14 protein-coding genes are annotated in these 22,335 nt (G+C 70.3%); 7 read left to right on the top strand and 7 right to left on the bottom strand.

The genetic code is table 11. The annotated features are described in order from the left end of the window. From JL101_RS02945 to JL101_RS02955, 3 genes are all read left to right on the top strand, one after another. Positions 1-3,225: a glycosyltransferase family 4 protein gene (locus JL101_RS02945; protein ID WP_203100263.1), complete on the top strand. Its 3,225-nt coding sequence runs from the start codon at positions 1-3 to the stop codon at positions 3,223-3,225. Positions 3,226-3,597: 372 nt separating this feature from the next. Next, positions 3,598-4,578 (top strand): GDP-mannose 4,6-dehydratase, encoded by a 981-nt coding sequence (gene gmd / locus JL101_RS02950; protein WP_203100262.1) that lies wholly within the window; start codon positions 3,598-3,600, stop codon positions 4,576-4,578. Positions 4,579-4,586: 8 nt separating this feature from the next. Next, entirely contained in the window at positions 4,587-5,594 is a 1,008-nt protein-coding gene (locus JL101_RS02955) for a GDP-mannose 4,6-dehydratase (RefSeq protein ID WP_203100261.1), read from the top strand. Between the two features lie 68 nt (positions 5,595-5,662). On the opposite strand, the gene JL101_RS36470 is transcribed toward JL101_RS02955, so the two are convergent. From JL101_RS36470 to JL101_RS02970, 3 genes are read right to left on the bottom strand one after another with little or no spacing between them, the layout of a single operon-like run. Continuing rightward, entirely contained in the window at positions 5,663-7,033 is a 1,371-nt protein-coding gene (locus JL101_RS36470) for an invasion associated locus B family protein (RefSeq protein WP_203100260.1), read from the bottom strand. A gap of 34 nt (positions 7,034-7,067) precedes the next feature. Next, positions 7,068-7,934, bottom strand: a complete 867-nt coding sequence (locus JL101_RS02965; RefSeq protein WP_203100259.1) for a dienelactone hydrolase family protein — start codon at positions 7,932-7,934, stop codon at positions 7,068-7,070. 37 nt (positions 7,935-7,971) lie between these two features. Further along, positions 7,972-10,074 carry a hypothetical protein gene (locus tag JL101_RS02970; protein ID WP_203100257.1) on the bottom strand — a complete coding sequence of 701 codons (2,103 nt, stop codon included), beginning with the start codon at positions 10,072-10,074 and terminating at the stop codon, positions 7,972-7,974. Between the two features lie 477 nt (positions 10,075-10,551). Here JL101_RS02970 and JL101_RS02975 point away from each other — a divergent pair, with 477 nt between their 5' ends. Continuing rightward, complete coding sequence (locus JL101_RS02975) at positions 10,552-13,077, top strand: autotransporter family protein (protein WP_203100255.1); 2,526 nt, start codon at positions 10,552-10,554, stop codon at positions 13,075-13,077. Between the two features lie 90 nt (positions 13,078-13,167). Then, positions 13,168-15,651: a hypothetical protein gene (locus JL101_RS02980; protein ID WP_203100247.1), complete on the top strand. Its 2,484-nt coding sequence runs from the start codon at positions 13,168-13,170 to the stop codon at positions 15,649-15,651. A gap of 9 nt (positions 15,652-15,660) precedes the next feature. On the opposite strand, the gene JL101_RS02985 is transcribed toward JL101_RS02980, so the two are convergent. Beyond that, positions 15,661-17,286, bottom strand: coding sequence for a sulfatase-like hydrolase/transferase (locus JL101_RS02985; RefSeq protein WP_203100246.1), 1,626 nt, complete (start codon positions 17,284-17,286; stop codon positions 15,661-15,663). Then, positions 17,261-18,082 (bottom strand): VanZ family protein, encoded by an 822-nt coding sequence (locus tag JL101_RS02990; RefSeq protein WP_203100245.1) that lies wholly within the window; start codon positions 18,080-18,082, stop codon positions 17,261-17,263. The genes JL101_RS02985 and JL101_RS02990 overlap by 26 nt, the downstream gene beginning before the upstream one ends. 163 nt (positions 18,083-18,245) lie before the next feature. Between JL101_RS02990 and JL101_RS02995 the strand changes: the two genes are divergently transcribed. Further along, positions 18,246-18,977: a class I SAM-dependent methyltransferase gene (locus JL101_RS02995; protein ID WP_203100244.1), complete on the top strand. Its 732-nt coding sequence runs from the start codon at positions 18,246-18,248 to the stop codon at positions 18,975-18,977. A 12-nt stretch (positions 18,978-18,989) separates the two neighbouring features. Next, complete coding sequence (locus JL101_RS03000; protein ID WP_203100243.1) at positions 18,990-19,907, top strand: NAD-dependent epimerase/dehydratase family protein; 918 nt, start codon at positions 18,990-18,992, stop codon at positions 19,905-19,907. Here JL101_RS03000 and JL101_RS03005 read toward each other — a convergent pair. Further along, positions 19,844-20,926, bottom strand: a complete 1,083-nt coding sequence (locus JL101_RS03005) for a glycosyltransferase family 2 protein (protein WP_203100242.1) — start codon at positions 20,924-20,926, stop codon at positions 19,844-19,846. The two genes, JL101_RS03000 and JL101_RS03005, sit on opposite strands and share 64 nt — an antisense overlap. A gap of 62 nt (positions 20,927-20,988) precedes the next feature. Beyond that, positions 20,989-22,023 carry a glycosyltransferase family 2 protein gene (locus JL101_RS03010; RefSeq protein ID WP_203100241.1) on the bottom strand — a complete coding sequence of 345 codons (1,035 nt, stop codon included), beginning with the start codon at positions 22,021-22,023 and terminating at the stop codon, positions 20,989-20,991. Positions 22,024-22,335: the final 312 nt, after the last annotated feature.

The following is a 22,335-nucleotide window of genomic DNA, read 5'->3' on the forward strand; positions in this document are numbered from 1 at the left end:
ATGCGTATCGTCCTGGACCTGCAGTCCCGCCAATCGCCGAGCCGCGTCCGCGGCATCGGGCGCTACTCCCTGGCCCTGGCGCGCCACCTGGCGACGCTGGCGACCGGCCACGAGGTCATCGTCGCGCTGAACGGGGCGCTGCCCGACATGGTCGACGCGGTTCGCGCCGACCTGGACGGATTCGTCCCCGCTGAGCGGATCGTCACCTGGTCCCAGCCCGGCGGCGTCGGATCCGTGACCGGGGACAGCCGCTGGCGCGCCCGCGCCGCGGAGCGGCTGCGCGAGCGGTTCCTGGAGTCGCTGCGACCGGATGTCCTGCACGTGTCCAGCCTCTTCGAGGGGCTGGGCGACGATGTCACCACCTCCATCGGGGAGGTCGCCGCCGACCTGCCGACCGCGGTCACCTTGTACGACCTGATCCCGCTGGTCCGGCGCGACGTCTACCTGGCCAACCCCGCGGTCGCCGACTGGTACGAGCGCAAGCTGGCGTCGCTGCGGCGGGCCGACCTGTGGCTCGCGATCTCCGACCATACGCGGCGGGAGGGGATCGAGCTGCTTGGCCTGCCGGAGGACCGGGTGCGGTCGATCTCGTCCGCGGTCGACCCGATGTTTCGCCCGGTCGAGCCGGCGGACGAGGCGGCCCTGCGGCGGCGCTACGGCCTGGAGAAGCCGTTCGTCCTGTACACGGCGACCATCGAGCCGCACAAGAACGTGGAAGGGCTGTTCACGGCCTACGGGAAACTGTCGCCGCAGGTGCGCCGATCCCACCGGCTGGCCATCGTCTGCCGGATCGACGACCATAACCTGGCGCGGCTGAACGCCGCCGCCCGCCGGGCCGGCCTGCGCGACGACGACTACGTCATCACCGGCTACGTTCCGGACGAGGATCTGCTGGCGCTCTATACCATCTGCCGGCTCTACGTCTTTCCGTCGCTCCACGAGGGCTTCGGCCTGCCGGCCCTGGAGGCGATGGCCTGCGGCGCCCCGGTGATCGCGTCGGACTCGACGAGCCTGCCCGAGGTGGTCGGCCGCCCGGATGCCCTGTTCGACGCCGCATCGCCCGAGGCCATCGCGGGCGCCATGGAGCGGGCCTTGGGCGACGAAGGCTTCCTCGCGGACCTGCGCCGGCACGGCCTCGCCCGCGCGCGCCTGTTCAGCTGGGAGAGCACGGCGCGCAAGGCGCTCGACGCCTTCGAGGAACTGCATGACCGGCGCCGCGAAAGCTCCCGCGTCGCGGTGCGTGCGCCGCTGCCTCGGCGGCCCCGGCTGGCCTTCGTCTGTCCGCTGAAGCCGGAAGTGAACCGGTTTTCCCGCCATGCCGGCGCGATCCTGCCGGAACTGGCCCGCTACTACGACATCGAGTGCGTCGTTCGCCAGGACCTGGTCGAGGACGGATTCGCCCGGTCCAACCTGCCGATCCGGTCCGCCTCGTGGTTCGCCGGGAACGGGGCGCGGTTCGACCGCGTGCTCTACCACCTGGGGAACGATGCCGACCTTCATCCCTGGGTCTCGGACCTGCTCCGACAGTGGCCCGGCACCGTCGCGCTTCATGACGACCGCCTGGGCGACGCGCTGTCGCTCCTGCCGCCCGCGGAAGGGCGGCCCGACCCCTGGACGGCCGAGCTTTACCGCTCCCACGGCTGGACGGCGGTGATCGAGCGCCTGCGGGCGGAAGATCCCGAAGCCGTCGTGGTGAAATACCCGTGCCTGGGATCGGTCCTGGAGAGCGCGGCCGGAATCGTCCGGCCCGATCCGGACCGCAGCCCGGCCCGCATGGCCGAGCTGTATCGCGATGCGCTGGAGGAGCATGCCGGGGACTCCCGCATGGCGCGCCTGGACCGGCTGGCCGACGACGTCATGGCGATCTCCGCTCCCGATGCTCCCGGTCCCGAAGATTGGGAAAAGGTGCTGGTCTGCGCCGCCGAGAACCTGCCTCCGGCGGTACCGGTCCGCCAGTTCCTGATCGACGTGTCGGAACTCGTGCAGCGCGACGCCGGCACCGGCATCCAGCGGGTCACGAAGAACATCACCCTGAAGCTCCTGGAGAACCCGCCGGCCGGTTTCCGGGTCGAGCCGGTCTTCGACGACGGCACCGGGGTGTTCCGCTACGCCCGCGCGCTGACGGCGAAGCTGATCGGCATGCCCGGCCAGGGCCTTGGCGACGATCTGATCGACACCCGGCCGGGCGACGTGCTGCTCGGCCTGGACCTCGTGGCGCACCAGATCGCCGGCCGGCAGGAGCTGAACCGCCGCCTGCGGCACCGGGGCGTTCGCGTCTTCTACGTCGTGTACGACCTGCTTCCCGTCCTGCGGCCGCAATGGTTCCCTCCGTTCCCGCTGTTCCGCACCTGGCTCCAGACGATCTCCCGCGAGGCGGACGGCTTGGTCTGCATCTCGCGATCGGTGGCGCAGCAACTGCTGGACCACCTGCCGGAACTGGACGTCGAGCGGCTGACGCCGCTGAGGATCGGCCATTTCCATCTCGGCGCGGATATCGACACCAAGGCGGGTAGGGTATCCGACGGGGTGGCGTCCCTGCTGGAACGGCCGACCCTGAAGTTCCTGGTGGTCGGCACGGTCGAACCCAGGAAGGGGCATGCCCAGTGCCTCGCCGCCTTCGAGGAACTGTGGGCCGCCGGAGCCGACATCGACCTCGTCCTGGTCGGCAAGCAGGGTTGGATGGTCGAGGAACTGGCCGCCAGGATGCGGGGCCACGTCGAGGCCGGCAGGCGGCTCCACTGGCTCGACAAGGCCTCGGACGCCGATCTGAACGCGCTCTACGCACAATGCACCGCATTGCTCGGCATGTCGCAGGACGAGGGCTTCGGCCTTCCGCTGATCGAGGCCGCCAAGCACGGCCAGCCGATCATCGCGCGGGACATCCCGGTTTTCCGGGAGATCGCCGGCGATCATGCGACGTATTTCTCCGGGACGGAGGGGCGTGATTTCGCGGAGGCTTTGTCCGCCTGGATCGAGCGCCATCGTCGTGGCGACGTGCCGAATACCGGGAACATGCCCTGGCTGACCTGGGCGCGTGCGGCGGAGCAACTCGTCGATGCCGTCCTGCACGACCGGTGGGACGCCATTTGGCAACCGGGTCCGACCGATCCGCAACGGCGGGCGGGTGGCCGGGAACATGAACGGTCCTGCGCCGATACCGCCGGCGGAACGGCCATGGCGGACGGCGACGAGCCGGAGCCGTCCCGCTTGGCACGGCGCGCCTGATGGCCGCCGTACGCCGCGGCGCCGCGCCGGTACCGTCGGCGATTCGGTGCGACGGCCGTTGCGCCTCTTGTTGCGCGCCTGTCGGATTGACTATGGTGGGGAGATCGAATGTCAGTGGGCGTCGACGCTTCCCCGATGCGATGCCGCCGTTGCGGTGGCCGGATGCGGGTACCCACGGTCGGCTTGTCGCGTCGGATCCATCCGGTGGAAGCATGACGTTCCGGGTACCTTGATATCGTGCCCATGGTATGACATTGACCGATTTGGAAGATATCCAGCTTGGCGCGGGAAGATGATCTTGCTGATTTCGGCGATGTGGATTGTTTAAACGCCTCCTGTGGACGATGCCTTTTGTGATCAAGGGGAAAAGTAATGAAGCGCGCGTTGATTACTGGTGTTACTGGACAGGACGGGGCCTATCTGTCTGAACTTCTGCTCGGCAAAGGGTATGAAGTGTACGGCATGCTGCGTCGGAGCAGCTCGGCGGATGTGGTCGATGCGCGCCTGCGGTGGCTCGGGATCGAAAAGCACATCAGGTTCGTCGACGGCAACCTCACCGACCTTTCCGGGCTGATGCGGACCTTCAAGGAGGTCAAGCCCGACGAGGTCTACAATCTCGCCGCCCAGTCCTTCGTCAAGTCGTCCTGGCAGCAGCCCCTCCTGACCGGCACCGTCACCGGCCTGGGCACGGCCAACGTGCTGGAGGCCGTTCGCCTGGAGTGCCCGACGGCCCGCTTCTACCAGGCCTCGTCATCCGAGATGTACGGGCTCATCCAGGAACCCGTCCAGACGGAGACGACCCCGTTCTACCCGCGCTCGCCCTATGCGGCCGCCAAGCTCTACGCCCACTGGATGACGGTCAATTACCGCGAGAGCTTCAACCTGCATGCCAGCAGCGGTATCCTGTTCAACCACGAGTCGCCGCTGCGCGGGATCGAGTTCGTGACCCGCAAGGTCACCGACGGCGTCGCCCGGATCAAGCTCGGGCTGGAGAAGGAGCTGCGCCTCGGCAACATCGACGCGAAGCGCGACTGGGGCCATTCCAAGGACTATGTCCGGGCCATGTGGATGATGCTCCAGCAGGACGAGCCCGACGATTACGTCATCGCCACCGGCCGTACGACGACGGTCCGCGACATGTGCAGGATCGCCTTCGACCATGTCGGCCTGAAGGCTGAGGATCACATCGTGATCTGCCCCGATCTTTTCCGGCCGGCCGAAGTCGACGTCCTCCTGGGCGACTCGAAGAAGGCGCGGGAAAAATTCGGCTGGGTCCCGGAAATCGGTTTGGAGGAAATGATCCGCGAAATGGTGGATGTCGATCTTCAGCGTGTCCGCCGGAACATGAAGTAGGACGGGCCGTGTCTTCGGAAGAAACGCCGCTCAAGGTGCTGGTGACGGGGGGAACCGGCTTCGTGGGCCGTCACCTCATCGCCGCGCTGGACAGGACGCTGGCGGACGGGAGCGAGATCGTCGCCGGCACTTCCCGGCCGGGCGCCGATCCGGCGGGCGCGGGGATTCCGTCCGGCCGCATTCCGGTCCGCCTGACAGGGATGGACGTCACCGACGCGGCGCAGGTAAGCTCCGTCGTCCGTGCCGAACAGCCGACCCATATGGTGCATCTCGCGGCGATCGCGGCCGTGACGGCGGCCACCCGGGACCCCCGCTTCGCGTGGGGCGTCAATCTCGGCGGCACGTTGAACGTCGCGCTGGCGGTCGCCGACGAATGCCCGTCGTGCCGCATCCTGTTCAGCAGCAGCTCGGAGATCTACGGCGCCAGCTTCAAGGCCGGCGTGCCCCTGGACGAGGGGGCGCTGCTTCAGCCGGCCAACCCCTATGCCGCCAGCAAGGCGGCGGCCGACCTGATGCTCGGGCAGATGGCGCTCCAGGGAGTCGCCGTCACCCGGGTCCGGCCGTTCAACCATACCGGCCCCGGCCAGGGCGAGCAGTTCGCCATCCCATCGTTCGCCGCCCAGATCGCGCGGATCGAGCTTGGACAGCAGGAGCCCGTCATCCGCGTCGGTTGGCTGGATGCCGTCCGGGACTTCCTCGATGTCGGCGACGTGGTCGACGGCTATGTCCGGATCATCCGGTCGGCCGATCGGCTGCCGCCCGGATGCATCATCAACCTCGCCTCGGGAACCGGCAGGCGGATCGGCGATCTGCTGGACAGGCTCGTGTCCATGTCGACGGTGCCGATCGAACTGGTACAGGATCCCGCCCGGTTCCGCGCCAGCGATACGCCCTCGGTCGTCGGCGACAGCAGCCGGGCCCGGGAGCTGCTGGGCTGGAAACCGGAGCGCGACATGGACGATACCCTGCGTTCGGTTCTGGACTACTGGCGGACGCGCCTGGGCCCGAGGGGCTGACCGGCTTGGCCCTTGCCGGACCCTCGATCGGGGCCTTGCAGGCCCCGGGTCCTGCAAGGGCCAAGCCGTCAGCGGGCCGCGGTGGCGACTTGGCGGATCACGGACGCCAGCTGGTCGCGAGCCTTCTCCGCCATGGCCTTCCCGGCCGTGTCGCTCTCATGGATGAAGGTCGTGAAGATCCGTGCCCTGTTCATGTAATAGACATGGCGGAATTCCGTCGTCCGCTCCGGCAGGACGCAGGCGGCCTCTCCAACCCGCAGGGTGATCTCGCGCAGCTGCTCGACCGGTCCCAGCGACGACCTGAATTCTCCTGAACAGCTGTTCTTCAGCACTTCGACATAGGACTCGGTCAATTCCGCAAGGCTGCGGTTGTCGATGATGCTGACCTCGCGGATGCCGCCGAACACTTGGCCGTACTTCCAGGCGAATGTCGCCGGCCTCTGGTCGGGCGCGACCCGGTCCAGCGAAACCGGGACGATCCCGGCCATGCCGGCGGCGGAAAGCAGGTTGACCAGCGCGTCGGGCAGAGTGGGTCCCAGGATCGGCGGAGCGGCGGTTGGCGCCGGGACGGGGTCCGGAGCGGTCCCCGCGGGCGGAGCCGGCATCGGCGGCACCGAGGCGAGGTTCGCCGCGGGGGGCTCGCCGGCGGGGGGCGGAACCGGCTGAGGCACCGCTTCCGCACTCCTGCCATCCCCCGGTGCCGGCCCGGGTGCCGGCGGCGTGGCCGTCGCGGCGGCCGGGGTCCCGGGCGGCTCCGCGGGCGGATCCGCCTGGACCGCGGCCGGCGGGGGCTCGGGTACCGGGATCGCCGCTTCCGCCGGGGCGGGAGCCTCCGGCGCGTCGGCGGCCGGGCCGGGAAGCGGGGCCGGCGGGGCTTCGGCGATCGTCAGGGGTTTCGCCGCCGTCCTGCCGTTGGACTGGACGCAAGTGTTCAGGTTGGCGAGCGCGGCGCCGCTACCGCGCAGGCTGAGCGACAGCTTCACGTCCGGATTGTCGATGGCCAGCGTGTTGCCCCGGCGGATCGCCTCGAAGAAGGAGGCGTCCTTCCCGAGTGAAACCGCCAGGGCGGATGGCCTCGTGACCAGGCCCGATCCCTGCCGCGTTCCGCGCTGGTCGATCGTCAGTGTCGTCGGCAGCAGGGATTTCGGGTTCAGCCGGGATTCGGGCAGGCCGACGATCACGACGACCTCGTCGGCCTTGTTCTTCGCGATCAGCAGGGCATGCCCGTTGTCGTACCGGGTGCCCGCGGCGCAGTAGTCGAACTCGCCGCTTTCCCGGGACACGGCCGTGACCGCCCAGTCCTCGATCGGGGACGAGACCGCGGTCCTTTTGGCGGCGGGTTTCTCGGCCGCCTTCTCGACGGCCCAAGCGGAACCCGGCGGCAGGGCTGGGCCGAGCGCCAGTCCAAGGCCGACGGTCCACAGCATCCAGTGGTTCATGAAGGTTTTCCCAGATGTCATCGCTGTTCACAAGTCATCGAGTCGGAGCCGGCCGGGGCGGCACGGCCGTGCAGTCCGGAACCTCCCGGAGGACCGCCGGCCATTCCTCCAGCCAACCCTTGTCATGGCTGGCGCCGGCGACCTGCAGGATTCGCAGGCAGGCATCTGGCGCCGCGCGCCGGGCGTAGCTGTCGGCGACCAGCCGGGGCACGACGCCGTCCCGCGCGCCGACCAGGTGCAGTTGCGGCAAGGCACCCAGGCGGCGCGCCGAGTCGGACGGGTCGAGCGAGCCGGACAGGGGCGAGATCCGGTGGTGGGAAGTCCACGCCGCCGTGGCGAGGTTTCCCGCGACGCTGACCACGGCGGCCACGTCGGACCGCCGGGCCGCCAGCAGGACGACGGCGCCGCCGCCACCCGAATACCCGATCAGCACGAGCCGATGGGGCGGAGTGGGGAGCGCCCGGTCGATCGCGCCGTCCAGCGCCGCTATCACCGGTTCGGCGAGGCGCCGCGAGGTCCAGAACGTCGACTCGCACGAGTCGCGGGAGCCCGCCGGCCGGAATTGGCATGGCCGCCCCAGGTACAGGACGTTGGGTCCGCCATCCAGCGCGGCGAGCCGCAGCGCCATCGGGTTGAGCGGCGTCGGGTCGGATGACGGGTCGGTAGGCGACGACCAGGCATAGCCGTCGCCCTCGACATACACATGAACGGGGGCGCCCGGCTGGTCGAAGCGCGACCAGACGGCGATGTCGAACCCGCCGGAGCGCAGGGTGGACCTGGTTAATCCGCCCCCTGCGGCGATTTCGGCGGCCGCGGACCCGCGTTCGGCCGGGCTGGCCGTGCATCCGGCCGCGAGAAGGGACGCCAGGAGGAGCGCCAGCCCGCGGCGCCCCCGCGGCATTCGCGGTGGCGGCCGGCCGGGCGCGGCGGCGCTGCGATCAGTCGCGGCGCAGTTCATGGAGCTTGTTCCGGATCTCGGGTGTCAGGGGTATGACTCGCTCTACGCCCGCTTCCACGGCGCGCAGCAACCGGGCCTGTCCCAGGTTGCCCCACTCGGCGGTCGGTGCCATGGCGATGCCGGTGAACCACAGGGCGACCGGATCGTCGGGGTTGCGCAGCAGCAGTTCGTTGCCGACGCGGATCGCGACCGGGGCGTTGTTCGACGTCACCAGCAGGTCGAGGAAGGGGACGGACAGATCGACCCGGCCGGGCAGCTGGTCGAGCAGGGCGAACAGCTTCTGGCTCCAGGCGGGAACTTCCCACTCGCGCAGGCGGTCGAGCCGGGGATCGCCCATCTTGGTCGCCAGCTCGTCGCGCATGATCAGCGTCAGCGACTTCAGCCGGGTGCTCGACGGCAGGTCCGCGGCGTGGCGGTCCACCGCCCGGAGCAGGGTCTCGAACCAGAAGACCTCGCTTTCCGTCAGCGGCTGCCCGTTCTGCCCCTTGGCGGCCAGTTCGTGCGTCAGGTCCAGCGCGATCCACCACAGGTGCGAGCCGCCCTGCCCGTGGTCCCACAGCAGGAAGGGCGGGGCGTCGGACGCCGGCGGCCGGCCGGACCTGATCACGGCGAGCAGCCGGTCCGACTCGGCGGCAACCCGGATCGCGAGAGCCGATCCGGCGGTGAGGGTCACGGCGACGATCAGCGCGATGCCGACGGCCAAGCGGCGCGTCATCGCGGTGCCGGACGGGCTCCGCCGCCTCACGCCGCCGGCGGTCGCGGCGAAGGCGACCGCCTGGAACGGAACCGCGACCGGCAGGGTGAACCAGGCCGCCAGGAGCCCGGCGATCGCCACCCAGACGGCGCACAGCAGCGCGCGGGACCGGCGGCGGGCGCATAGGATCGCCGTGACCGGCAGGGCCGCCATCAGGACGCCGCCGGGAAGTCCCGCCGACAGGGTCGCCTCCAGGTAGGTGTTGTGGGTGTGGAAGGCGCCGCCGCCGGTATTTCCGAGGGACTGCTGCCAGGTCTCGGTGACCGCGCGGACGTCGCGCACCCGGTTCAGGAAGCTGTAGAGGACGTCGTTGAACGAGCCCCAGCCGGCGCCGTGCACCAGCAGCATCGGGTCGGACCGGAGCGCCTCGAGCGCCACCAGGATCATCTCGGTGCGCGACAGCGGCGACTCGAGCCCCTTGGCGGTGCCGAGCCAGTACATTCCCGCCGGGACCGCCACGGTCAGGGCGAGCGCCGCCACGGCGGCGAGGACGCGCCAGGAACGCCCGGTCCCGATCGCCCGGGCCAGGATCAGCATGGCGGGGATCGCCGCCGCGGCGATGCCGATCGCGGTCTTGTTCTGCGACGTCGCGACGATCGCGCCGCCAAGCGCCAGGGCGGCGGCCATCCGCAGGGGGCCGGGGCCGGACAGTGCGGGGCCGGCGACCCGCCCGAGTCGGCGGGCCAGCGGCGCCGGCCACCGGAGGCTCTTGTCGCTCGCCACGATGGCTATCACGGACAGCCCCAGCAGCGCCGCGAACTCCGGCCAGACCACCGGGCGCCAGGGCGAGCCGATCGGCTCGCTGACATTGAGGGCCAGCAGGATCACGCCGGAGACCGCCGCCGAGCCGACGATGGCCTGACGGACCCGCCGGCGCTGCCACACCGCCAGGGTCAACGCCGTCAGGGCGGCGAGGGACGCGTACCACAGGACCCCTTCGCCGGTCTGTGGCGGTCCCATCGCCGACCGCACCGGGAGCGGCGCCGCCAGCGACGCCGCGGCCGACCAGAGTGCCAGGGCTGAGGTCGCCAGGGTCAGGGGATGGGTGAGGGCGGCCGTCACCGGGTACCGCAGGGCGGCCATCAGCGCGAGGCACAGTGTCGCGGCGGCCGCGCAGGCGAACAGCGCCGCGATCACCGGCTCCGACTGGTACCACACGCCCAGCGCGAATGGCTTCAGCGCGGGCACGAAGATGAAGAACGACGCCGACACGATCGCTCCGCCCGTGGCCGTCAGCCAGGACGGCGCCGCGCCGGCGGATCGTTCCGCCGGTACCGCGGCGGGGCTCACGGTCGAAGACCCGTCCGACACGGGGGAGTTGGCTGGCACCCGGATTTATCCTCTCAGCGACCCCTGAAGGGCCGGTCATGACGCGGTCCACGCCGCCGACGCGGGGCGGTCCCCGGACCGTGCCCGGCCGCCGTCACGGACGGGGCGCGACCGGGTCCGGCGGGATTCCGCGGGGGCTGCTTGGCCGAGCGCCACTATCACCGCGAGTATTTAATGTTGCCTTAACGCTGATGCGGTCGAATTGGGGAAGGAATGACAGCGCTGGTGCGGTGTCCGGGATGGCGCATATCCTGATAATCAGCTGTCTGGTGTGTCTTTGGTGCCATAAACCTGAACAGGTGCATTACGACGCACGTGATACGATTATCGGTACTTGATCCTTCTCCCCAGATTGTTTACTCATGACGGTACGCAGTTCGAAATTTGCAGAACTTTGCCGCATTCGCCGCAGGGGGCACATTTATGTTGATCAATAGACGTCATAGGCAGCAGGCGGTACTGCTTGCAACCACATCGGTGTTCGCGTTCAGCGCAGTATTCTCGGGCGTCGGCAGCGCCTATGCTCAGGTCCGGTCGGTCACGCCGGTCGCGACGGTCCGGACGGCCACCAACGTCGCCGCCAACCAGACGATCGTCGGCACTGCGGACAAGCCCGTGGCGATCGAACTGATCGGCGGCGGCTCGGTCGAGAACAGGGGCACCATCCGCGGCTTCGCGAACAGTTCCGCCGTCGTCGTCACCGGCGTCGCCTCCGCCGCGACCAAGATCGACAACTACGGCACGATCGAGGCGAGCAAGGCCCCCGGCAACACGGCGCGCGACGTCGCCGCGATCTATCTCGCCAGCCGGGCCGACATCATCAACCGCCCGACGGGCGTGATCCGGGGCACCGGTGGCGCCGACGGCATCATCGTCGCGAACGACGTCGCCAATGGGGACGTGGGCGGGTCGACGATCACCAACGAAGGGCTGATCTCCAGCGACAGCGGCAACGCGATCTCCGTCTACGGGGCGATGCGCAGCATCACCAACAGCGGCACGATCATCTCCCAGACCGGCACCGCCATTTATCTCGGCGCGAACGGCTCGATCTCCGACGGGATCACCAACAGCGGCACGATCCAGGGCGGCCCGAACGACGGTTCCGGCATGGCGATCGACGCCTCGCTCAGCTCGGCCCGCCTGGTCGTCACCAACTCCGGCACGATCGTCGGCAAGGTCATGTTCGGGTCGGGCAACGACGAGCTGCGCCTGCTCGGCGGCAGCATCACCGGCAACGTCAGCGGCGGCGCCGGCACCAACACCGTGAACGCGCTGAGCGGGACCTCCACGCTCAACGGCAGCATCACGGGCTTCAGCGCCTTCACCATCGCCTCGGGCGCCAAGGTCAACCAGAACGGCTCCATCGCCGCGACCACGGTGACCAACTCCGGCACCCTGGACGTCGGCAGCGCCACCCGCACGATCACCGGCAACTACGTCCAGACCTCGACCGGCACCCTGGCCGTCACGATCACCGACGCCGCCCAGGGCAAGCTCTCGGTCAGCGGAACGGCCAGCGTGGATGGCAAGGTCGCGCCGAACACCGGGTCGCGGACCGCCACGGTCGCTCCCGGCACGTCCCTGACGGTCCTCGAATCGACCGGCACGCTGACCCTCGCGTCGACCGCCGGCGTCGACAACACCAACGCGATCGAAAAGTTCGTACTGTCCCAGTCGGGCAACCAGCTCCGGATCACCCGCGAGGCCGGCATCTCTCCCGACGCGCCGGTCCAGAAGGCGATCGACGCGATCAAGTCCGGCACGGTCTCGACCGGCGGCAACGCCTCGGTCGCTTCGACCACAGTCGCTCTCGAAAGGGCGCTCACCACGATCGTGGACCTGCCCGGCGGCTTGTCGCAGCGGATCACCACCGTCGGATCGACGACGTCGCTCGGCAACATCCTGTCGATCTTCCAGAGCTCGACGGTCACGATCAACGGCACCCCGGTCCAGCTGTCCCAGACCCAGGTCAACGACATCGTCTCCCAGTTCGTCAGGGAGCTGACGCCTGATTTCAGCATCTCCGCGACGGGCTCCACCGTCACCAACGCGATCGGGGCGGCGTCCACGACGACGGTCAGCACCCGTCTCGCGTCCATGCGCGGAGCGGACAGCCAGACCGGCATGGCCGCCGGCGACATGGTCGGCCGCGGCATCGAGATGTGGGCCCAGCCTTACCTGTCCACCTTCACGCAGGATCTGAAGGACGGCGTTTCCGGCTTCCAGGCCGACAGCCGCGGCCTGACGATCGGTGCGGATACCGTGGTCGCCGACAACCTGCGCATCGGCCTGGCGGTCGGCTATGCGAACACCGACATCGACGGCAAGGACGCTTCCGCCGGCGATAGTTCGGATATCGACAGCTACCAGGCGACGCTGTACGCCAGCTACAACCCGGCTCCGTGGTATGTGGACTTCCAGTTGGGTTATGGCTTCAACAAGAACGACCAGACCCGCAAGTTCGCCGTCACCCAGGCCTCCAGCGGCTTCTCGACGATCGAAAACCTGACGGCGGACTTCGACTCCTCCGCCTACCGGGCCCGTATCGGCGGCGGTTTGACGAAGAGCCTCAACGGCTTCGAACTGACGCCCAACCTGTTCCTCCAGTACACCTACTCCGACACCGACTCCTACAAGGAGACGGGTTCGAACGGCGTGTCGATGGCTTCCTCGGACAACACGTCGTTCCAGGCCGGCATCGGCTTGCGGATCGCCTATCCCGTGGCGATCGAAGGCGGGCGCCTGATCCCCGAACTGCGCATCGGCTACACGCGTGAGTTCAACGACGACGCTCCGTCCAACAACTTCACCATGGTCAACCTTCCCGAACTCGCCTCGACGATCAAGGGGGCCAAGCCGAGCCAGGACATCTACAATGTCGGCGTCGGCCTGACCTTCCTGTCGAACGACAAGCTGACCATCTCCGGCAACTACGACTACCAGGGCACCGACTCGAGCGACGGCCACGTCGGCTACCTGCGCCTCCGCTACAAGTTCTGATGCGGACGCTTATCTGAGCAGCGGCAGGGGCTCCATCCTCCGGGATGGGGCCCCTGTTGTTTTTGCGCCCAGCATCGAGGTGATGTGCCCATGACCGGCATCAGGTCCGACGGGACCGGAGCGCTCGTCCTGCTCTCCGGCGCGATGCGGCTCGGAGCGCTGGCCGCCGCTGTCCTGCTGTCCCTCCCGGCCCTCGCGCAACCCCGGGACGAGACTGCCTCGCGGGAGCGCCTGGAACGGGCCGTGCTCGCGAAAGCCGCAGGCATCGACGCGCTCCTTGTCCCGGCCAACCTTCTTGAAACCGAAGCGTTCGACGTTCCGGACAGTGTCCAGCCCCTGCTGGCGGACCTGCTTCGAAGGCCGATCGAGACCGCGACCGGCGGCGCAGATCTCGCCGACCGGGTCATCCGGCGGCTGGGCCTGGAGAACGCGGCGGACCTGCTGGGGTCTTGGGGCCGTCGCGACGCCGCCGAACCCGGGCGATCCGGACTCCGGGAGCGACTCGCGGACTATGGGCGGACCGTGGCGGACCTGCTGGCGGAGCTTCCCGAAGCGCCGGCCTGCTGCGACGTCCCTGCCATCCTCGCCGATCTCCACGCCGGCGGACCGGGGGCCGCCGCCCTGGCGGCCGTGGGAGGCCCCGCGACCGGCGAGGCCGCCCGGCGACTGGCCCCGCGACTCGCCGCCGCCCTGGCGACGCTGGTCGGCGACGTGGCCGGGCTGCCAGCCGAAGCGGCCGGCGGCGGCTTCGTCCTGGACGGCGCCGAAGGGCGCATTCTGGTCGGCCGAACCGGCGACGACCGCCACCGGATCGAGCCCGGCACGATCCTGGTCGTCGATCCCGGCGGCAACGACAGCTACGAATTCGCCGGCCCGGTGACGGGTGATCGGTTCACGGGCGGCCAGTTGACGGTCGTCGACCTCAAGGGCGACGACCGCTATGTCGGCGATCCCCTGGCGATCCGGTCGTTCGTCGCCCTCGCGGACCTCGACGGCGACGACATCCACGAGGGCGGCATCGGGACCCAGGCCGCCGCCCTCGGGGGTGTCGCCCTCCTGATCGACCGCGCCGGAAACGACCGCTACGAAGCGGAAAGCTTCGGGCAGGCCGCCGCGGCCTTGGGAGCAGCCGTGCTGATCGACGGGGCGGGGGACGACTCGCGCGGGATCGGCGACCGCGGGCAGGGATTCGGGCAGGTCGGGGGAACGGCGCTCCTGTGGGATCTCGGCGGCAATGATCTCAACCGCGCGGCCGGGCCGAACGATACCGTCGGCCGCGACGCGCGGCTCAGCCAGGCCCAGGGCATGGGGACCGGGATCAGGGCCAGCCACGGGGGCGGCATCGGCGTCCTGCGGGACGACTCGGGGGACGACGCCTACGTGCTGGAGATGTTCGGGCAGGGCGCCGGCTACTTCACCGGCATCGGCGTGCTGGCGGACGGGGCGGGGAACGACCGCTACGAAGGGGTCCGCTACGTCCAGGGTGCCGGGGTCCATGGCGGGATCGGACTGCTGGCGGAGCGGAGCGGAAACGACGCCTATGCCGCCCGCCACGGCGTCGGGCAGGGCATGGGCCTGGACATGGCGCTGGGCGCCCTCCAGGACGATGGCGGCGACGACGCCTACGAGGCCGGCAGCCTGGCCCAGGGGGCTGGAACGGCGAACGGCACCGGGGTCCTGCTGGACGGCGGGGGCGACGACCGCTTCTCCCTCGCCGCCGAAGGCTGGGGGCGCGACCATGCCGCACGCGGTCTTCCGGGGCTCTCTTTCCTGGTCGGTGCCGGCCCGGAGGACCGCTTCCTGCGGAACGGCGAGGCCGTGGCGGCCGACCTCGGCCGTGCCGACGGACCGGCCGGCGGTCCGCCCTACCGGTTCGACCCTCCCGGCGACTATGCGTGTCCCGCGACCGCGCCGCCCGCCCCGGCCCCCGGCGAGGGGGAGGACCTGACGGCGCTGATCCGGCGCAGCGCCCCGATGCAGGGCGACGGGGATGAGGCGCTGGCGGCGTGGGCCGCCCTGGGCGGACTGCTTCCCGGCGGAATGCCGGCCCTGCTCCGGGCTGCGCCCGACCGCGACTTCGCGACCGGCTTCGCCCTGCTGCAGGCGGTCCGCTGCCACCTGCTGGCCGCCGGCCCGGAGTACCGGGCGGCGGCATGGTTCGGGGTGCTGGAGGATCTGGATGCCCGCCGCCCCGTCAGCCAGCCCTGGCTTCACGCCCGTCTCGCCGGTCTTGCGAGACCGATGGACGGCGAGTCGGTCCGGGCCGGCGCCGAACGGCTGGCGGCGCATCCCGCCTGCTCGGCTCGGGTCGGCGCCGTGGAGCTGGCAGGCGGCGCCGTCGCGGCGGAGGCGCCGCCGCCGGCGTGGCTGGCGGACCTGCTTTCCGCCATGCTCCGCGACCTTCGGGAGCGTCCCGCCGCAGCCCGTTGCCTGCGCCTCGCCGCCGCGATCCTGCGCCTCGCCGACCGGGTCGGCGATCCCGCCATCAAGGAACGGGCCGCGGATCTGGCCGCGGTCCTGCCGCCCTTCCTGGCCGACCCCGCGATCCGCGCCTTCCTCCGGCCGCCGCCCTGAGGGGGGCGCCTATGGAACGGGGGTCATGACCAGCCAGTCGCTCCACCGGTCGCCGCGGCCCGCCAGGCCGACGCGCATCCGGACCTTGCCATAGGGCAGGATGAAGGTCTTCCAGTAGGCGGCGTCGACCGGCCCGAACTCCCGCAGGACACCCTTGACCTCCAGTTCCCCCTTCAGGCTGAGCAGGCCCTCGCCGGCCTCGTACTGGATGACATAGTCGGACGCCGGCTCGCCGGTCCATTCCATGCGGAAGCCCCCGGACACCTGCTGGTGGGCCACGGTCCCGCTGGCTGCCGGCACCCGCCAGACCGGCGCCGCGCCGTCGCCGGCGGGGCTGGCCGCCGACGGCCTGACGATCCGGCGCGCCGCGAAGGCCGATTCGAGCGGCGCCGACAGCCGCTCCACGGTATCGGGGTGAAGGGCGGCCAAGTCGTCCAGTTCTCCGGGGTCCGAGCGGAGATCGTAGAGCCGGCGGGAAACCACCGCGCCGTCCCGATGGTCCAGGTGCAGCTTCCATCCGCCCTCGGCGATGGCGGTGCGATAGTCGCGGACCGTGTCCGGGTCGGGCTCCTGGAAGCCGGCCCTGCTGGTCAGCGCCATCCAGGGCCGGTCGGGGGCGATCGGGCCGGCCAGGAGGTCGCGCCCCGCCAGCGGCAGTTCCGCCGCGACTCCCAGCCGCCGCATCACCGTCGGCATGATGTCGAGATGGTCGGTCGCCGCCTCGACGACGCGCCCGCCACCCCCGGGCACCCAGAGGAACAGGGGGATCCGGGTCACCTCCTCATGGAGGTGGCCGTCATGGGTGGTCGAGGCATGGCCGACATGGCCGCGCTCCAGGTGTTCGTCGCCATGGTCGGCGGTCACCACCAGGATGGTGTCGCGGTCGAGGCCGCTTGCCTTGAAAAAGCTCCAGAACCGGCCGAACCAGGCGTCGAACTCCCGGTAGGTCCCCGCATGCAGGGCGGCGATCGCGGGGCGGTCGGCCGGCTCGAAGGCGACCGTGCCGGTCCGGATGGTCGGCCGCGTCATCACGGCCTCCATGCGTTCCCGGGCGGTCTGGTCGCCGGCGGGCAGCAGAGCCCCCAGGTCCGGCATGAAGGCGGCGGACGGTCGGTACGGCAGGTGGGTCGGCAGGTAGTGGTGCCACAGGACGAACGGCGTCGCGGCGCCGGCCTGGCGTTCCAGCCAGGGCACCGGTTCCTCGCCCGGCTCGATCGCCAGCCCCAGGCCGCGGAAGGTGTCGATCTGCATGAAGCTCTGCAGCCCGGTCACCCGCCATCCCAAGTCCGACAGCGTCTCCAGCGGCACTTTCCACTCCGGCGGCACGGCTTGGCGCTGAGCGTGCACTCCCTGCGCGAACGGGTCGGTCCCGGTCAGCACCGAGATCACGTTGGGTGCCGTCCAGGCCGAGATGGTCCGGTGGCCGGTGAAACGGATGCCCGACTCGGCGGCGGCGAGCAGGTTCGGCGTGACGTCCGGCCGGACGAAGTCGGCGCGGAAGCTCTCCACGGTCAGGATCACGACGTTCAGCCGCTTCGGCTGTCCGGTGCGAAGCCACGCGGCATAGCCGGCCGCTCCCAGCGCCAGGGCGAGGACGGCGACGGCGAGGCTAGTTGAAAACGAGCGGCGCGACATGGGGCATCACCGGGTAAAGGGCCAGGGGAAGGGTGATCCAGGCGAGCGCCGTGGCGGCGTGCCGGACCGCCGGGCCGGCCGCCGTCGCGCGGCCCGCCGCCAGCAGGGCCAGGCCGGTTGCCACGACGGGCAGCCCGAGCCAGACCGGCGGCGGAGTCCCGCGATGATCGACCAGTTGCAGCACCAGGAACAGGACGGCGCCGGCCAGCGCCGCGGCCGCCGCCGCGGTCCGGCGGTCCGGGCGGAACGGCACCGCCGGCCCCGTCCACAGCCCGATGCCGGCGGCCAGCAGGGCTCCGGCCGCTCCCGACACGCCGTTCACCGCCATGTCGCGCAGCCCATAGGTCCGGTTCGGGTGGAGACCCTGGAGCATCTCGTCATGGATGCCGAAAAGCAGGGTGAACAGCACGGCGGTGCCGGTCAGGGCGGCGCCGCCGATTGGGTCGGACAGCGCCCTGCGCAGGACCAGCGCCAGCAGCAGATATTGCGGCACATGGATGCGCTTGGCCGGAAAGGCGGGGTCGGTGATCAGCAGCCCGAGGGCGATCAGGGCTGCGGCGGCCATGACGGCGCCGGGCCGCAGCCCGATCCGGCCGCGCCCGCGGACCAGCCACGGGATGCAGCCCAGGGCGCCCAGAAGTGCCGCGAAGGGAACCAGGCCGGCACGCTCGCCGCCGAGGGAACCGACCAGCATCCCCCAGATTTCGAAGGTATTGACATAGAGGACGACGAGCAGCGCGGCGGCGGGATAAAGGTACCGCCCGGCCGGGAGTCTCCGGGGAGATTCAGTTGACATATCCGAGTATTCGGCGGGCCGGAAATGAATTAACCCCTCGTTCATGAAAACAGGGGTAACTGCGCAAAGCAATGCCGGATGGTTTAAAGTCCGATCGCCCGGTACTCAACAGGATCTTTGTGACGATTTCCGGGCGGCCGTCCATGACAGTATACTGAACTCCATGTCCTATGCCGATCTGACCTATCGTTCGCACAACCCGCTGAAGCGCCTCGTCCAGGGCCATCGCTACCATGCGATGCTCGGGCAGGTAGCGCCGGGGGCCGATGTCCGCGTGCTGGATTACGGCTGCGGCGACGGCTTCTTCCTCAGCCTGCTCCAGGAGCGGGGGGTGGGGCCGGACCGGCTGACCGGTTACGAACCCTTCGCGTCCATGGCGGCCCAATTCGGGGCGGCCCAGTTCGGGGCGGCCCGGTTCGGAGTGGGAGGGCGTCCCCGGCTGGTCGAACACCCGTCCGGACTCGGCGGCCTGGCGGGGGAGCGGTTTTCCCACATCTTCTGCATGGAGGTGCTGGAGCATCTGGACGACCCGGAACTGGCGGAGGCGCTCGACCGGATCGCTGCGCTCGCCAGCCCCGCGACCCGGATCATCGTGACCGTCCCGTCGGAACTGGGGCCGGCGGGCGCGGTCAAATGCGTCTTCCGGGCCATGGCGGGAACGGAACGGGTCGATCCCGGGACCGTTCGGTCCGTGCTGGCAGGGCGGCCGCCGTCCCGCCTGGTCAGCGATACCCCCGAGGGACGCTATATCTATTCCCATATCGGCTTCGACCATCGGCGGGTGGAGGCGGAGCTGGCTCGGCGGTTCCGGGTCGAGCGGCGCTTCGGCATACCGTTCCGGCTCCTGCCCCTGTCGGTCAACAACGAGGTCGCCTTCATCTGCCGCCCGTGCTGAGGAGACGCCGCCATGGATGATCCGGAGCTTTCCCCCGCCGCCCCGCCGGCGCCGCCGGTGCTGGTGCTCGGCGCGAGCAGCCTCGTCGGGCCGTACCTGCTCGACCGGCTGGCCGCCCGCGGGCGCACCGGCACATGCGCCGGGAGACGTCCTCCGCCGGGCGGAACCATGGCGGCCCCGGGCTTTCCCTGGCTCCGGCTGGACGTGGCCGATCCCTCCGGCTGGGCGGTGGAGCCGGGCGCCGCCGTGCTGTCGCTGATGCCGTTGTGGCTCCTGCCGCCGCTTCTGCCCCGCCTCGCCGCAGCGGCGCAGATCGTGGCGCTCGGCTCGACCAGCGTGCTGGCCAAGTCCGGCAGCGCCGACCCGGAGGAGCGCGCGGTGGCGCAGCGCCTCGCGGAGGCCGAGAGCGGGATCGCGGCGTTCTGCGCCCAGGCCGGCATTCCCTGGACCATCCTGCGCCCGACGCTGATCCATGACGGGCTCCGCGACGCCAACGTGACCGCCATCGCGCGATTCGTCCTGCGGTTCGGCTTCTTTCCCGTCGGCATGCCGGCCCGCGGCCTGCGCCAGCCGATCCATGCCGACGATGTCGCCGGCGCCCTCGTGGCGGCGCTCGGCAACGGGCTCGTGGCGGGACGGTCGATCGACCTGCCGGGCGGCGAGACCCTGACCTATCGCGAGATGGTCCGGCGCATCTTCGTGGCGCTCGACCGGCCGGTCCGCATCGTGCCGCTGCCCGCCGGCCTGCTCGCCCGGGGCATCTCCGCCGCCCGCCGGGTGACCGGCGTAGCCTACAGCCCGGCGCTGTTCGCGCGGATGAACCAGGACCTGGCGTTCGACGGCGCCGACGCGGCGCGGCTGCTGGGCTATGCCGCCCAGCCTTTCCGCCCCCGCTTCTCGGCCTCGCCGCCGGACTCGGCCGCCCGCTGAGCCGCCCGCCCGAACCGGAGCAGCCCGGCGATCCCGCGGACGACGCCTCTCCGGGCCAGGCTGGACAGGCGCAGCAGGAAATATCCCCAGACCAGGAGGTTGACGAACCCCAGGAAGAAGCCGGGATACAGCCCGGTGAAGTTCTTGCGGAAATACTGGGTGAAGCCGCGCGCCTTGCACCACTCGATCCGGACGACCGATGCGTCGCTCGTGCTCCTGTAATGGATCAGGCTGACCTGCGGGACGAACAGGACCGTGCCTCCCCTGCGGGACATCGCGAAGCACAGGTCCAGGTCCTCCACGTGGAGGAAGTAGCGCTCGTCCATGCCGCCCAGCGTCAGGTAGTCCTCCAGGGGCATCAGCATGCAGGCGCCACTGACCGCGGGAACCGCGGTGACCGTCTCCGGCAGCGGTTGGTCGTGCTGGTTCAGCCGCCGGAAATACGGATGGTTGGGAGCCATCCGGTCCAGCCGCAAGGCTTCCACCAGGGTCAGCCAGGGCGTCGGCAGCTCGCGCCGGGAGCCGCGCTGGTCGGTTCCGTCGGGATTGACGATCCGGCATCCCGCGACCCAGGGCCGGGGCGCCGGCCTGGTCAGCCGGATCATCTCGGCGAGCGCCCCGGGCTGGAGCACGCAGTCGGGGTTCAGCAGCAGCAGGTACTCGCCGCGGGCCCCGCGGGCTCCCAGGTTGCAGGCGGCGGCATAGCCGATGTTGCCGTGGCCGGTGACCACCCGGAACCGCAGGTCCTGGGCGGCGCGGGCCACCAGCGCGGCGGTCACGGCGGCGGGATTGCCGTTATCCACCAGGAGCAGCTCGATCCCGACGTCCTGCGACAGGACGGCCGCGATCGCCTCGTCCAGGACCGGGCCGGTGTGATAGCTGACCATGACGATCGTGACGTTCGGCTGTCCCTGCCGCGCCGGGCGCGGAGCGTCCTTTTCCGGCCCTGCCGCGTCGAAATTGTCGTCAGGCCCCGCCGGCCGCCGCCGCTTCGAATCGAGATAAACGATCTTGTTCATTCAAATGGACCTTCATGTATCAATAGCGTGCTTGGATCCGGGCAATTCCGGTGGAAATCACTTCATCGGGGCAGCGGGCCGGCGGCCCGGCGGTGCGGGCTGTCCAGGAGGCGGGCGCGCCGGGCCAGGAGCCCCGCGACGGACCAGTCGACCGCGCGTGCCACGCCGGCGGCGGACAGCCGGCGCCGGGCCTGGATCGCGCGCCGCTCGGCCAGCACCGGTCCGATATGGCGGACCGCGTCGCGCAGGCCGCGCAGCATCGGCCCGGCTTGGCCCTGGACCGCGCCCCTGGCCAGCAGCAGGCCGTTCACGGCGAGATGGACGGGAAGCAGCCCGATCAGCAGCGGGGCCGGCATGTTCTTGACGAACATCCAGACCCGGTTGCGGGTGCTGTGATACGTGGCGAAGCCGCTGCGCTGGCCGGTGATCGCCGAGCCGACATGGAGGACCCGGGCGGAGGTGACCTGGACGCAGCGCTCACCCGCCAGCCGAAGCCGGAATCCCAGGTCCACGTCCTCGCAATAGCAGAAGAAACCCTCGTCGAACCCTCCCGCCGCCAGGAAGGCGTCGCGGCGGTACAGGGCCGCCGCGGCGCACGGCGCGAAGACTTCGCCTTCCGGGGGCAGTTCCGATACCGGCGCGCCGTGGTGCCCGCGCCAGACCAGGCCGCTGGCATGATAGACATCGCCGGCGCCGTCGAGCCGGCCGGGGGACTCGGCGTCGATCTGCGTCGACCCGAACATCGCGATGTCGGGATGGCGGACGGTCGCGTCCGCCAGGGCCTCCAGCCACCCCGGTTCGGGGAAGGCGTCGGGGTTGAGCAGCGCGATCCAGGGCTCCCGCGTCAGGCCGGCCGCCAGGTTGTTGGCCGCCGCGAAGCCGAGATTGGCTCCCGGCGCGATCAGCCGGACCCGCCCCGCGAGCGGGCCGGACAGGGTCTCCAGGAAGGCGGCGGAGCCGTCGGTCGAGAGGTTGTCCACGACGACCACGTCGCGCGGCAGCACCGTCTGGGCCGCGAGGCTGTCGATGCAGCGGCTCAGCAGGGCCCCGCCGTTGTGGTTGACGACGATTACGCAGACGGGAGCTTCGGTCGTCACGGTGAAGGGGCCTCGCTTCCGCCGTTTTGCTGGTCGCGGGAAGAGCTACCACGAAAGGTTTATTCTAAAAGGGTAATCGGCACCACAACAACACCAAAATCCGCATATTGCTGGGACATCTTCCAGCCTTCAGGGACAGGGCGCCGGCCAGCATCCCGCAGGGGTGGCGAAATTACCCCGTTATGAGGAGACGTTCCCGCGCTGGATGTGCCTGCTCCCGTGAGGGTGGCAAATCGTAGTTAACGAACGGTTCACACTTTGGTGGTAGTCAATCTATGCCTTCCGGCGGAGCGTCCTCCGCCGAACGTTGGG

Source organism: Skermanella rosea, assembly GCF_016806835.2.
Lineage (GTDB): Bacteria > Pseudomonadota > Alphaproteobacteria > Azospirillales > Azospirillaceae > Skermanella > Skermanella rosea.